Below are 13,817 nucleotides of genomic sequence, written 5' to 3'. Positions count from 1 at the left end.
CGCAATTGCAATTGAGAGATGAGAGAAAAGCCGATCTCACCGCTGGTCTATGGTGCACTGGCACTGCTTTTCGGTGCCTTGTTAGCACGGCTATTTTATCTGCAAGTTATCTCCGCGCAGGAATTTGGGCAAATCTCATCGCAAAATAGCGTACGCAAAATTCCTGTAGATGCATCGCGTGGTACAATTTATGACCGCAATGGCATGCCGATTGTGGAAAACCAGCCACAATACTCTGTGCAAGTTATTCCTTCAGAATTTGATAAGTCCAAGATTCCAGAGATTGCAGCGCTTTTGGGCGTAAGCCAGCAACTTTTACGCGATAAGCTCAAAGAAGCTGAAAACTACAGCCGCCATGCTCCAACACGCATTTTACGCGATATTGGATTTGAAGCCTTCTTACGTCTTCAGGAGCATCTTTGGCGCCTGCCGGGTATTGATGTTGTCATTGAAAACAAACGCAGGTATCCACGCAAAGACTTCAATGCGCCGCATGTCTTGGGCTATACCAAATTTATCTCGAAGCAGATGCTGGAAAAATTGCCAAAAGATGTTTATGCCAGGGACGACATTATCGGCTACGCAGGATTAGAGAAAACTTATGAAGAGCTGTTGCGCGGTCAGCGCGGCTACAAGCTGATGATTGTCAACTCGCTGGGCAAGCAAGTGGCAGAGTATGAAGGCGGTGCTCGGCATATTCCTGCACAACGTGGCAGTGATTTATGGCTCACACTGGATGCTTCACTTCAAGCTGTAGCTGAAAGTTTGCTCACTGCCTTAGGCAAATCGGGCGCTATCGTGGCGCTTAATCCCCAAAATGGTGAGGTCTTGGCAATTGCCAGCAAGCCTGACTATAACCCTGCTTTGCTTGAAGGCTCAACTGACGCATCGACATGGAATGCACTCGTCAAAGATCCAAAGAATCCGCTCTTCAACCGAGTAACACAAACGCGCTATCCGCCAGGCTCTACCTATAAAATGATTTCAGCAATTGCTGCGCTAGAAGAAAAAATTATTACGCCATCGACCGTATTTGGGTGCTCTGGACATTTCAAGTTCGGCAATAAGGATTTTCTCTGTCATGGCGGCAAAGGACACGGCGCATTGGATGTAACACGCGCCATTCAATACTCATGCAACAGTTTCTTCTATCAACTGGTGCTGCGCATCGGTCTGGACCGCTGGGCAAAATACAGTGCAATGTTTGGCTTTGGTGAAAAGACAGGTCTGGACATTGCTGATGAACTCTCGCCGCCCTTGCCGACACGCGAGTATTTCAACAAACGCTACGGTCCCTACAAAGTCGGCTGGCACGATGGCTTTCTTGTAAATTTGGGCATCGGTCAAGGCGATATTGGTGCCACACCAATTCAGATGGCGCGCTATGTTGCAGCCCTTGCAAACGCAGGCACGCTTGTTCAACCGCACCTGCTCAAAGCCTACCGCGACAAACAAACTGGTGAGATGAAAACGCTTGAGTTTGAAAAGAAATCACTGCCCATTTCAGCCTCGACATTCGAGATTGTGCGCAATGGCATGCGTCTGTGCGTCGCCAATGGTACTGGCAAAGCTGCACAAATTGACGGCATTGAAGTGGCTGGCAAAACTGGTACTGCGCAAAATCCACACGGTGATGATCATGCATGGTTCATTGGTTTTGCACCCTATCAAAATCCAACAATTGCAGTATGCGTGCTGGTTGAAAATGCTGGCTTTGGCGGACAAGTTGCTGCACCAATTGCAGGCAAAGTGATGGCGCATTACCTCAAACATTGTCAAGCCCCGTCAAACCATATAGCTGAGGTGGCGCACTAAAGGCGTGTGTTGCCCTAGCTGTTAAGAACTTTCCCACTTGCTGTGGTGTTCATACAAAAGCACCGTGTAACCATGACCAAGATTCTAAGATGAAAGTAAGTACCATTCCTGACCATATTCTTGACTTGCCTATTAGCGGCATAAATCTCAGAGCAAATACCTTGCGCGAGGAACTGGGTAACGATCCAACGCTGCTGGTATTTGTGCGCCATTTCGGTTGCATTTTTTGCCGTGAAATGATTGCCGATATTGCTCACGCTGCAGAGACAGTGCCAAATTATCCCAGTACGCTCTTTTTCTATCAAGGAACGCTGGAAGATGGACATGAATTTTTCCCGCGCTTGTGGCGTAAGGCACGCGCAATTGCAGATTTGCCGAAAACCTTCTATAACGCCTTTGGCTTAGAGCGCGGATCACTCTTGCAGATGTTTGGTCCAGAAGTGTGGGCATGTGGCGTGCGCGCAGCAGCAAAAGGACACTTCATTGGATTGCCCGTAGGCGATCCTTGGACCATGCCTGGACTTTTCTATGTGCAAGCAAACCAAATTCTTTGGCAGCATGATTTCAAACACGCTGGCGACCATCCTGACTTTGAGCACCTGCCAGCGCAACTTGCAACCGTGCAGCGCACAACCTCGGCAATGCTTGTATCTTGAGAAGAGACCACTGTATTGAGCAATGCGTGGTTAGCACAGAAATGCACACAGAAAGGCGCGTCAGTATCGCTTGAAATGGCAGGACTTTACATCCACATTCCGTTCTGTCGCCGCAGGTGCAATTACTGCGATTTTTATTTCATCACCAATACGGCGCTAATAGACAATTTTCTGGCGGCACTCTCAAAAGAATTGGTAGTGCGTGCCAATCTGCTCAGCGGCGAGCAAATCGAAACCATTTATTTTGGTGGCGGCACCCCATCACTGCTGGCGCCAACACAGATTGACACGATACTGAACCTGATAGCGAAAACCTATGCTGTCGTCTCAACTGTCGAGCTGACGCTGGAAGTCAATCCTGAAGATGTAACAGAAGCGTATCTGCACGACCTTGTGCGTCTGGGTTTTAATCGTCTCAGTCTTGGTGTGCAGTCGTTTCGTGATTCAAAATTGCGCTGGCTCTCACGAGAGCATACGGCGGCGCAAAGTTGCCATGCCCTCGAGCTGGCACAGGCACATGTTGAGAATGTCAGTATAGACTTGATGTTTGGCATTGAGCATGAATCGCTTACAGAGTGGGAAGAAGAGTTGGAGATGGCCATCTCGCTGCAGCCAAAGCACCTCTCAACTTATTCGCTCACGGTGGAGCCGAGAACATTGCTCGAAAAGCTCATCAAGCGAGGCTTGCGTCAGCCGCCGCTCGATGCCGTGCAAGTTCAGATGTTTCTGCTTACCATGCAGAGGCTACGCGAGCATGGCTACGAACACTACGAGGTTTCGAATTTTGCCAAACCCGGATTTCATTCGCGCCATAATCGTGCGTATTGGAATCGTGTGCCGTACTTGGGGTTTGGACCGTCTGCACATTCATTTGTCATCACACCACACAGCGAAGAACGCTTTGCCAATCAGCCGAGCCTAAAGACGTATTTGGAAGCGCCAGAGTATGCTTTGTCGTTTCGCGAGATACTTTCGCCAAAAGACATCTTTAACGAAATGGTGCTCTTGGGGTTGCGACAAGGAGGCGGGATTGATCTATCGGAATTAGAGGAAAAGTTTTGTAACTTCGGCACTTATTTTTTGACGCACTTAAAACAGCGCACGACAAAGTTAGAGTCGCTTAAAACAGAAGGTTTGATTACGATTGAAACACAAGATGCACACCAAATCATTAAACTAACCGATAAAGGATTTACACTTGCCGATGCCATTGCCGAATCACTCTTCGTCTGAAACTATTCAAACTCAGTTGATGCTCACGCATAAGAAACTCAATGCCTACATTGCCCTTGGGGTCTATGCAATTGCCCAAGTGGTCTATCTGCTGACGGTAGCGCCTACGTTTTCGTTTTGGGACTGCGGCGAGTTCATTGCCGTTGCCAATACGCTGGGCGTACCGCACCCACCGGGCACACCAATTTTCACGATGATGGGCAGAGTGTTCATCATTCTCTTCGCCCCATTCATTGAAGATGTCGGACTGCGAGTCAATCTCATCAGCACAATTACTGCATCACTTGCTGTGATGCTAACCTACCTGATTACCATTCGCCTGATTCGCCTCTATCGTGGTACCGATCCGGACAGTTGGACCCTGTCTGAAAAGATCTCGGCTTACGGCGCAGGTGTTGTAGCAGGCTTGACGCTGGCATTTTCCGATAGCTTCTGGTTCAATGCGGTCGAAGCAGAAGTCTATGCCTCATCAATGTTCTTCAACACGGTGGTCGTCTGGCTGATGCTGCGCTGGTATGAGTATGCAGACACAGAAACGGGCGACAAGTGGCTTTTGCTCATCGCTTATGCTTTCGGCGTAACTTTGGGCGTGCACCTGCAAGCGCTCTTAGCATTCTTTGCACTCGCGCTGATTTACTACTTCCGCCGTTACGAATTTTCTGTGCGCGGCTTTGCAATTCTGGTCGTGGTCTCATCGCTCATGTTCCTTGTCATTTATCCAGGCATAGTGCAAAAACTGCCGCAATTGATGCGCGATACATCGCCGATGATTGGCGTGCTGATTGTGGCAGCACTGATTTATGCGGTTTATTATACCCATCAAAATAAGATGCGCTTGGCAAATCTGGTCTCGACGGCATTGCTGTTAATTATCGTCGGATACAGTTCCATGACCATGGTCATGCTGCGCTCACAAGCCAAACCCCCGATTAATGAAAATGCACCCGCTACATTTGAAAAACTCTTTTCGTATCTCAACCGTGAGCAATACGGTGATTATCCGCTCTTCAAACGTCGTTGGTCAAATGACCCCGACCATCAGCGCAATTATCAGAAGTACAGCAGCGATTTTGATTTCTTTATCAAGTATCAAGTGGCGCACCTGTATCTGCGCTATTTTGGCTGGCAGTTTATTGGTCGCGCAGGCGATGAACAAGACGATGGTGTGGATTGGTCAAAACTCTGGGGCATACCATTTGCTGTCGGTATTTTCGGGGCAATCTATCACTTCCGGCGAAATTGGCAGATGGCGCTGATGGTTACAGCACTGCTCCTTCTGACTGGGGTCTTCATCAACATCTACACCAACCCACCTGAACCTCAACCACGCGAGCGCGATTATGTCTATGTCGGCAGTTTTTTTGCCTTTGCAATTTGGGTAGGCATTGGTATTGAAGCCCTCTTTGAGACCATTCGCGAGAGTGTCAAGGAAGAATCAAAACTGACAGTAGGGGCTATTGCAGCATGTGCCTTCGGCTTGATTTTCATCAATGCCAATATGCTGCGTGTCAATTATCATTCGCACGACCGCTCTGGCAACTATGTGCCGTACGACTATGCCTACAACCTGCTGATGAGTTGCGAAAAAGATGCTGTGCTGTTTACGAATGGCGATAACGATACCTTTCCGCTCTGGTGCTTGCAGGAAGCCTATGGTATTCGCCAAGATGTGCGCGTCTGCAATCTGAGTCTGGCAAACACCGATTGGCATGTGTGGCAACTCAAAAATGAAGAACCGCGAGGTGCAAAGAAAGTCAAAATGAACATCTCCGACCGTGAGCTGAACTCAAAGGAGTTTGGCTATGAACCTTGGCGAGCAAAAGAAGTCATCTTGCCTGTGCCCGAATCAGTAAAGCAAGGTGAGTATAAGGCATACTACGAGGAACGTGCAAGCGCGCGCAAGCTCTCAAGCCTAAGTGGTAATTACACGCTGGTCGATACCATCCGCTGGACGATGCAGCCGGTGTTGCAAGGACCGAACAATCAGGGCTACATTCGAGCACAAGACCGCGTGGTGTATGAAGTCATTACCAACAACCTTTGGGAAAGACCGATTTACTTTGCGATGACCGTCAGTGAATCGAACCGCATCGGTATTGATGAATACCTGCGCATGGATGGCTTTGCGTATCGGGTCGTGCCAATTAAATCTGATGGCTATGGTGTGGTCGATAAAGAAATCATGTACGATAAACTCATGAATGTCTTTCGCTACACGAACCTTAATAATCCCAGCGTGTACTTTGACGAGAACACGCGTCGCCTAGTGAGCAATTACAGGAATGTCTTTTTGCGTCTGGCATCAGAATTTGCTAGCGATCCGAATGGCACAAGCCGTGTGCGCGAAAAAGATGGAACTATAAGAGAAGTCTCAAATAGAGACTTAGCGATTGCAGTCTTAGATAAATCCCAGTCAGATTTGCTAGATCCTCAAAAAGAATCGGATTTTCGTCTCACGCAAGCCGCGCTGCGTATGTATGCAACGGTGGGTGCAAAAGAGAAAGCACTTGAGCTGTTGCCCCAGATGGAAAAAGAGGCACAAAGCTTAATGGTGAAGAATCCGCAAGACCCGCTGCCGAATTTCTACTTAGCGCAAGCCTATCGCTCGCTGGGTGAATACCAAAAAGCCTTGCCAATTTTCCAGCAACTGGCAAGCCTCTATCCGAACGACCCACAACTCAAGCAAGAAGTGGAAGAATTGAAGCGATTGACAAGCACAGCACAACCGCAGGACAGTTCGATTTTGCCAAAAGAAAAATTAAATTGACGACGAAATCTATCTTTTGACGGTTATGTCGACTCTGGCAGAAGTAACGCATCTTATTCAGCCGAAATGGTTTGAGCCAAACATGGTAAGCGAGTTACAGCAGCGCTATTGCTCGGGCAAACCCTATCCACATGTAGTCATTGATGGCTTTCTTGATGAAAAAGTTGCTGACACGCTCTACGAAAACTTCCCGAAGTTGGAAGCCATGAAGACGCATTACGATGGTATCAATGAGCGCAAAGCGGAGGATAGTCAGTTTGAGAACTATCATCCGATGTTTAAGGCGTTGCGCAATGAACTCTACAGCCGACCTTTTCTGCAGTTCTTGGAGCAAATCACAGGCATTGAGAACCTGACAACATGCAACGGTCCACTTGGCTCAGGGACGCATCAGGGTAGCAATGGCAGTTACCTTGACATTCACATTGATTTCAACATTCATCCAACAGAGCCGCTGCATCGGCGCGTGAATGTGCTAATTTTCCTCAACAAGTTCTGGAAAGAAGAATATGGCGGCAAACTCGAGATGTGGGATGCCAACATGACTTGCTGCGGCGCTGCACACCTACCTATTCTTAATCGCTGTGTGATTTTTGAGACAAATGACATCTCCTATCATGGCTATTCCAAAATCAGTGTGCCCGAAGGTGAATCGCGCAAATCCTTCTATGCCTATTACTACACGCCAGCACCGAAAAAGATAAAGTATCATGACACGACCTTCCGCACTCGTCCAGACGAACCGATGACCAAGAAGGCAAAAACGATTGTCAAGGAGACAGCAAAAAACTTTATCAAACGCCAGCTCAAAACATTTGGGCTGATTGATTTTTACAACAAAACTTTCTTTGCGCTCAAAACGCGAAACAAAGAAAATGCGCAATGAGTGTTGCTGAGGTAGAAATTCACCCAACGGCAATTGTAGGTGCGGGTGCGAAGTTGGGCAACGGTGTTAAAATTGGCGCATATAGTGTCATTGAAGATGATGTCGAAATTGGCGACGGCACTGAAATCACGCATCATGTTGTCATTTACAGCGGTGCACGCATTGGCAAGCATTGCCGAATTTTTCCTAATGCGGTGATTGCAGCCATTCCGCAAGACCTCAAATTTTTCGGTGAGAAAACAACGCTCATTATCGGTGATCACACCACCATTCGCGAATGTGTAACGCTTAATCGTGGTACAATCGCCTTAGGCAAAACTGTCATTGGCTCCAACTGTTTGCTGATGGCTTACGTGCATGTGGCACACGACTGCACCATTGGCGACCATGTCATTGTAGCAAATGCGGTGCAGTTTGGCGGGCATGTTGAAATCGGAGACTATGCCTTCATTGGCGGGGCATCGGTGGTTCATCAATTTACACGCATTGGCAAACACGCTATGATTGGTGGCGCGGCAAAGGTAGTGCAAGATGTTCCCCCGTTTGTAACTGCCGACCGCTCGCCAGCTCGCTACGAAGGCATCAATCTTACTGGCTTAAAGCGACGCAACTTTTCCTCTGCGCAAATCAACATCATCCGCGATTGCTACCGCATCATTTTTCAATCGGGATTGCTCATCAAAAATGCCATTGAAAAAGTAAAAGCGGAAGTGCCCGATTCACCAGAACGGCGCGAGATTCTGGCATTCTTTGAATCGCATAGCAAACGCAAATTCATTCGTTCGTGCTTTACACCGCCTCACGGTGAGTCGTCGGCATCCAATTGAGACTTAAAAGCATGTTTCAAAATACTGGACACCATGCGCACACACTCTTGCTCTCACCTTAATTTGCCCTTGCACTACGCTACTCCAGAACACTGGGCAGAGCGCGTGCTGCAAGCGCCTCTGGAACTGCTGTACGACCATGCTTACTTGGAGCGCAAGGCTGCAAACAATGCCCTAGAACTTTTGAACCGCTGTACAGACTTGAACGCTTTACCTCAATGGGCGGTAACACTTGCACACCTTGCTCAAGATGAAACATCGCATCTCTATCTGGTCTTACAACTCATTGCACGACGCAAGGGCGTACTGCCACGCACGCATCGCAACCCCTACGCAAGTGAGCTCCGACGCACGGTGCGAATAGGACAAGGCAAGTATGAACTGCTCGATAGACTGCTCATCTCTGCACTGATCGAAGCACGCTCTTGTGAGCGCTTCTGGCTCTTAGGCGAATCTGCTACTGATAAAGACCTGCAGCGAATGTACCGCAGTCTGTTTGCATCTGAAGCAGGGCATTACAAAACCTTTCTCAAGCTTGCTGAAACCCTGCTTGAAGAAGAGACAGTCGCCGCAAGATGGTCTGAACTGCTTGCCATAGAAGCAGAGATTATCCAAAAGCAACCTCAGCAGCCTACACTGCACAGCGGTACATGAGGCTCAAATAAGAATGCATAACTGTTATGCAACTTTTGCCAAAACCGTTATGGTTATGACTTGCATACGCTTGGAGTCAGAGTGTACAACACAAGAATACATGGCAAAAAATATGCACTGCTTATGCACAACGATTTCAGTGAGAGCAAATCTCGCCTTAATTTTGTGCTAAATTTGTTCAACGAATCCTTTTTGCACTCACCTGCTTGATGTCTTCTCATTCTGCCATCGGTAAGACCGATTTGGAGGTCTGCCTCGAAGCCTATCGGCAACGCATTAACCGTGAGCTGGCAAAACTCTTTCAACATGAGCCGAACTCGCTCTATGAACCTGCACGGTACATTTTGCAGGGCAAAGGAAAGCGTATTCGTCCAATTCTTGCGCTGATGGGCGCCGAAGCCATTTCAGGAGAAGCCGAGCCCGCATTGCCGATTGCACTTGCTGTGGAAGTGCTACACAATTTTACCTTGATTCATGACGACATTATGGACAAAGCTGAATTGCGCCACGGCAGGCTCACCGTTCATAAAAAGTGGGACATTGATACAGCCATTCTCACGGGCGATGTCATGCATGCAGTTTCTTATTCACTGCTGCTGCGTACCAAAAGCGCTCACTTGGAAAAAATCTTCACGATTTTCACAGACGCCGTCGCTGTAATCTGTGAAGGACAATCTTACGACAAGGAATTTGAACACCGACACAATGTTACAATTGATGAATATCTGATGATGATTTCCAAAAAGACAGGTCGACTGATGTCTGTCTCGCTTGAACTCGGGGGCTTAGCTGCCAATGCTACACCTGCACAAGCAAAAGCACTGCGTAATTTTGGCACGCTAATCGGACAAGCCTTTCAAGTGCAAGATGATTTGCTGGACATCATTGCAGGTGATAAGTCAGGTAAAGTCGAAGGCGGCGATGTCATCGAAGGCAAAAAGACCTTCCTTCTGCTCAAGGCGCTCGAGCGTGCTAAAGGCAAAGACAAGGCGCTATTGCAGCATATCATCAAACATAAAGGCATTGAGAAAGAGCGCGTGCCCGAAGTCAAAGCCGTCTATGAACGCTGCGGGGTAATTGAAGAAGCACGCAAACTGATCGAAAACGATTTCAAACAAGCCATGAAATACGCCAAGAAGTTGCCACATCTTGCAGGACGAGAAAAACTCATGCAATTTGCCGCCTATGTCATGAACCGTGAATTTTAGAATAGAGACGCATCAAGACTTGAAACAAAATGTAGAGTGTAGTATTATTATGCGACCCAAAACAAAACAATCTCTTCTATGGCTGTCTCCCTGCGCTCTTCTATTGGTCTGCGCATCATTATCATTGCAATTCTAACGCTCATCTTGCTGATTCCAACAGCAATGATTGATGGACTAATCACCGAGCGAGAGAATCGGCGCAATGCTGCTGTGCAGGAAGTCAGCTCAAAGTGGGGCAGCGAACAAATCCTAACAGGCGCCATACTTATCCTTCCCTACAAGCCCAGCCAGTTGGAGCGGCAAACTGACGACAAAGGGAAAACGATAACACGGAAAGTCGGTGAAAGCCTGAAATACATTCATCTGTTGCCACAAAGCCTGAACATCACAGTGGAACTCTTGCCTGAAATCCGACATCGTGGTATTTATGATATTGCACTCTATAATGCCAAAGTAAAACTTGCTGGCACATTCTCACTAGCTGAACTGAGCAATCTCTCAATTGAGCAGCCTGAAAATATCCAGTGGCAAGAGGCAACGCTCGCAATAGGGATTACTGACCTCAAAGGCATTCGCGATGTGATTCCCATTGAGTGGAATGGCAAAGCAATGTTTGCTAACCCTGGCTTACCGACACGCGAGGTAATTGGCAATATCCCTTTCAATCCTTACAAGGCACAAAGACAACCTGTTGCGAACTACGACTTTGAGCCTACGCAAGGAGTTGCATCTAGCAGCGGCGTGAGCGTAAAACTCAACGATCCTTCGCTGAAAGATTTCTCAAATGCGCTCTATGCCTTTTCAACCACGCTGGACCTCAATGGCAGCGAAGAGTTTATGGTCGTGCCCGTTGGCAAAGAAACAACCGTAAGCATCGCGTCAAGTTGGACTAGCCCCAGTGCGATTGGTGCATACTTGCCTGAACAGCCACTCAATGCTACAAGCGAAGGCTTCAGAGGCACATGGAAAGTCTTGCATCTTAACCGTGAGTATCCACAGGCATGGATTGGCAACGCCTATCGTATCTACAACTCCGCGTTCGGCGTAAGACTGCTCTTGCCAGTTGACGAATATCAGAAGAATACACGCACCGTTAAGTATGCCGTGATGTTCATCGGGCTGACGTTTCTTACCTTCCTGATGACCGAACTGCTCAACCGCATTGCAATTCACCCGATTCAGTATTTGCTCATCGGTCTTGCGCTAGTCATCTTCTATGTGCTGCTGCTCTCACTCTCAGAGCAAGTAGGATTCAACTGGGCATATATCCTCTCGAGCCTCGCAGTGATTGGATTGATTGCAGGCTATGCCAAAAGTGTGTTGAAAAGTACACTGGCAACGCTGTTAATTACAGGAATCTTAGTGATTCTCTACGGATTTCTCTTCACGATTTTGCAGTTGCAGGATTATGCCTTGCTCTTAGGCAGTTTGCTGCTCTTCGTAACGCTAGCACTCGTGATGTATCTTACACGCAAAATTGATTGGTTCAATGCAGGTAAAGTATTGGACGAGAGTGCAAAAGAAAACCCTGTGTCGCAAACATAAGGTAAAGAAAAACGCTGCGCTTTAGTTCGAGATATGTGTAGCACAAAGAGTAATGGGGGAATGCGCGTTGAGACTCAGGTGGCAGTAGACGCAGGTACACTGCTCTTTTCTGCACCGCTCTTTTCACTGCTCTGGCTTTTGCCGTTAGCCGCAGATTTGGCACTACCGTTGTTTTTGTAGTCGGTGTTGTAGAAGCCTGTGCCTTTGAGCACAAACCCACCAGCGGCACTGATGACGCGCTGAAAGGTTTCTTGTCCGCAATTCGGGCAGACTGTTAGAGCCGGCTCTGTAATGCGTTGCTGAATTTCAGTTTCATAGCCGCATGAAAGGCAGCGATAGTCATAAATTGGCATGGTGATTCCCTCCTCCGTTTTTTCTTCGGGCAAAGCAAACCACAAAGCCCGCTGAAAAAGTTCCCAGCGCAAAGTTACTTTACGCCGCCCATAAGGTTGGAAATTGGCTTAATCAGCAAAAAGAGCACCAGCGATGCCGCACCCGCAGTTGCAAACACAGAAAGGAAAAGCAAGGGCAAGGGAAAAGTCTCAAAGAGACTTGCGATTTGTCCGCCAGCAAAGTTGCCTACTGATGCGCCTAAGAACCACACGCCCATCATCTGTCCGACTACACGCTCAGGCGCAAGTTTCGTTACTGTGGAAAGTCCAACAGGACTCAGACACAGTTCTGCGATGGTATGAATCAGATAGACCATGACAAGCCACATGGGGCTAACGCGAAAGCCCTCAGGTGCGCCAGCAAGTGTAAGCGCAGGCGGTACAAGAATCACGAAACCTAAGCCTACGCCCAGCAATCCAATAGCAAACTTGACAGGACTTGAAGGCTCTAAATTGCGCTTTGCAAGCCACACCCATAGCCAAGCAAAGACAGGCGCAAGCGTAATAACAAAGAGCGAGTTCAGCGATTGAAAATACGACGATGGGAAAGCCACACCAAAGAGTGAATTACGGGTAAATCTATCGGCAAAAAGGTTCAGGCTCGAGCCTGCTTGTTCAAACGCAGACCAAAAAGACCGCAGCGCAAACAAATAGCACAACAACAACAATCAAGCGGTTGCGTTCCACAGGTGTCCACTCTTGTGCAAAGAGTGCGGCAAAGTATCCAAGCGTTACAATGACGTATGCAATGCCAATGATGAAACTGATGTTATCGGCATTGATGCGAACGGCATCAGTGACATGCAGTAGCACAAAGAGCACAATAAGACCGACAACAAGGCTAATTCCGAGAATCAATTGCCGCTTGGTTTTTTGAGCAGCTTCGGCATCAGGGTTTGGGGCAGGCGGCGCACCAGCGTTGCCTAAAAAATTTCCGGTTAGCATGAACTGCACCAGTCCAAGAAACATGCCCACTGCAGCCGCACCAAAGCCCCAGTGCCAACTTCCTGTGGGATCCACGCCCATACTGGTCAAGACCCCTTTGAAACCACTCGGCTTGCGCAAGTGTGCCACAGACGAGCGGCGCAATGAAAGCGCCCAAGTTGATGCCCATGTAGTAAATTGAAAAACCAGCATCGCGACGCGCATCGTCTGGTGAGTAGAGCTGTCCAACCAGCGCGCTGATGTTAGGCTTGAGCAACCCTGTGCCAAGCACCACAAGGACTAATCCAAGATAAAAGGTGGTGATGCCGGGCAGCGCCAGCGAAATGTGGCCAAGCATGATGACGACACCGCCGATAAAGACAGAGCGACGCAGCCCCAAGAACTTATCCGCAATCCATCCGCCGGGCAGAGAGAGTAAGTAGACAAAAGCGGTATAGGTAGCGTAGATGACGCCAGCGTCGCGTGCTTCAAAGCCAAGGCCACCAGCCGTAACAGGCGCAGTCATGAAGAGAATAAGCAGAGCGCGCATGCCGTAGTAACTGAAACGCTCCCACATTTCAGTAAAAAATAAGGTCGAAAGTCCGCGCGGATGCCCGAAAAACGCTGTATCGTTGCTAGCAGAAACAGAAGTGGTTTGAAGAGATGCAGTGTCAGGTGATGGCATTGCAAAAGCGTTGTTTTGTTGCACAGAAGTTTTGTTGAATGAATTAACACAAAGTAAAGGAATTTTTGTGCCCTTCAAAAAGTGATATGTAGCGTTCACGCTTCAGCGTATGCCTTACAGATGCGAGAAATAAAGACGTTGAAGAGTTTGCGTTAGATTTTCGCGTTTGAGTTTTTTAGAACTTTCATAACTTCAAACCGAGCAATACGACGATGACTGAGGTGA

General features: G+C 48.1%; 10 protein-coding genes and 1 pseudogene. 9 read left to right on the top strand and 2 right to left on the bottom strand.

Annotated elements, in window-relative coordinates:
* The first annotated feature begins 18 nt into the window (after positions 1-18).
* The 9 genes from mrdA (at position 19) to CMR00_05695 (ending at position 11,591) form a co-directional block, all read left to right on the top strand.
* A complete protein-coding gene (mrdA, locus tag CMR00_05735) occupies positions 19-1,815 on the top strand; it encodes a penicillin-binding protein 2 (protein ID PIO48255.1) in 1,797 nt (598 codons plus the stop codon).
* An 89-nt stretch (positions 1,816-1,904) separates the two neighbouring features.
* A complete protein-coding gene (locus tag CMR00_05730; protein PIO48254.1) occupies positions 1,905-2,471 on the top strand; it encodes a hypothetical protein in 567 nt (188 codons plus the stop codon).
* A 75-nt stretch (positions 2,472-2,546) separates the two neighbouring features.
* A complete protein-coding gene (locus CMR00_05725; GenBank protein ID PIO48253.1) occupies positions 2,547-3,704 on the top strand; it encodes a coproporphyrinogen III oxidase in 1,158 nt (385 codons plus the stop codon).
* A 19-nt stretch (positions 3,705-3,723) separates the two neighbouring features.
* Positions 3,724-6,471: a membrane protein gene (locus CMR00_05720; GenBank protein ID PIO48252.1), complete on the top strand. Its 2,748-nt coding sequence runs from the start codon at positions 3,724-3,726 to the stop codon at positions 6,469-6,471.
* A gap of 25 nt (positions 6,472-6,496) precedes the next feature.
* Positions 6,497-7,357: a proline hydroxylase gene (locus CMR00_05715; GenBank protein ID PIO48251.1), complete on the top strand. Its 861-nt coding sequence runs from the start codon at positions 6,497-6,499 to the stop codon at positions 7,355-7,357.
* A complete protein-coding gene (locus CMR00_05710; GenBank protein PIO48250.1) occupies positions 7,354-8,184 on the top strand; it encodes an acyl-[acyl-carrier-protein]--UDP-N-acetylglucosamine O-acyltransferase in 831 nt (276 codons plus the stop codon). The genes CMR00_05715 and CMR00_05710 overlap by 4 nt, the downstream gene beginning before the upstream one ends.
* Before the next feature lie 33 nt (positions 8,185-8,217).
* Complete coding sequence (locus CMR00_05705) at positions 8,218-8,838, top strand: tRNA 2-methylthio-N6-isopentenyl adenosine(37) hydroxylase MiaE (GenBank protein ID PIO48249.1); 621 nt, start codon at positions 8,218-8,220, stop codon at positions 8,836-8,838.
* Positions 8,839-9,047: 209 nt separating this feature from the next.
* On the top strand, positions 9,048-10,046 hold the full coding sequence (locus CMR00_05700; protein PIO48248.1) for a polyprenyl synthetase: 999 nt from the start codon (positions 9,048-9,050) through the stop codon (positions 10,044-10,046).
* Positions 10,047-10,124: 78 nt separating this feature from the next.
* Complete coding sequence (locus CMR00_05695; GenBank protein PIO48247.1) at positions 10,125-11,591, top strand: cell envelope integrity protein CreD; 1,467 nt, start codon at positions 10,125-10,127, stop codon at positions 11,589-11,591.
* Between the two features lie 74 nt (positions 11,592-11,665).
* On the opposite strand, the gene CMR00_05690 is transcribed toward CMR00_05695, so the two are convergent.
* Positions 11,666-11,944, bottom strand: coding sequence for an FmdB family transcriptional regulator (locus CMR00_05690; GenBank protein ID PIO48305.1), 279 nt, complete (start codon positions 11,942-11,944; stop codon positions 11,666-11,668).
* 74 nt (positions 11,945-12,018) lie between these two features.
* Positions 12,019-13,592: pseudogene (locus CMR00_05685) on the bottom strand (MFS transporter).
* Between the last annotated feature and the right edge of the window lie 225 nt (positions 13,593-13,817).

It is taken from the genome of [Chlorobium] sp. 445, assembly GCA_002763895.1.
Classification (GTDB): Bacteria; Bacteroidota; Chlorobiia; order Chlorobiales; family Thermochlorobacteraceae; genus Thermochlorobacter.
Note: the sequence above shows the minus strand (reverse complement) of the source record. Positions and strands in the feature narration are given on the sequence as shown.

What these genes read in the sequence shown, in the direction of transcription:
- CMR00_05690 (PIO48305.1), bottom strand. Translation starts at nt 11,944, where the DNA reads ATGCCAATTTATGACTATCGCTGCCTTTCATGCGGCTATGAAACTGAA.
- CMR00_05705 (PIO48249.1), top strand. Translation starts at nt 8,218, where the DNA reads ATGCGCACACACTCTTGCTCTCACCTTAATTTGCCCTTGCACTACGCT.
- CMR00_05700 (PIO48248.1), top strand. Translation starts at nt 9,048, where the DNA reads ATGTCTTCTCATTCTGCCATCGGTAAGACCGATTTGGAGGTCTGCCTC.
- mrdA (PIO48255.1), top strand. Translation starts at nt 19, where the DNA reads ATGAGAGAAAAGCCGATCTCACCGCTGGTCTATGGTGCACTGGCACTG.
- CMR00_05720 (PIO48252.1), top strand. Translation starts at nt 3,724, where the DNA reads ATGCTCACGCATAAGAAACTCAATGCCTACATTGCCCTTGGGGTCTAT.
- CMR00_05710 (PIO48250.1), top strand. Translation starts at nt 7,354, where the DNA reads ATGAGTGTTGCTGAGGTAGAAATTCACCCAACGGCAATTGTAGGTGCG.
- CMR00_05730 (PIO48254.1), top strand. Translation starts at nt 1,905, where the DNA reads ATGAAAGTAAGTACCATTCCTGACCATATTCTTGACTTGCCTATTAGC.
- CMR00_05715 (PIO48251.1), top strand. Translation starts at nt 6,497, where the DNA reads ATGTCGACTCTGGCAGAAGTAACGCATCTTATTCAGCCGAAATGGTTT.
- CMR00_05695 (PIO48247.1), top strand. Translation starts at nt 10,125, where the DNA reads ATGGCTGTCTCCCTGCGCTCTTCTATTGGTCTGCGCATCATTATCATT.
- CMR00_05725 (PIO48253.1), top strand. Translation starts at nt 2,547, where the DNA reads ATGGCAGGACTTTACATCCACATTCCGTTCTGTCGCCGCAGGTGCAAT.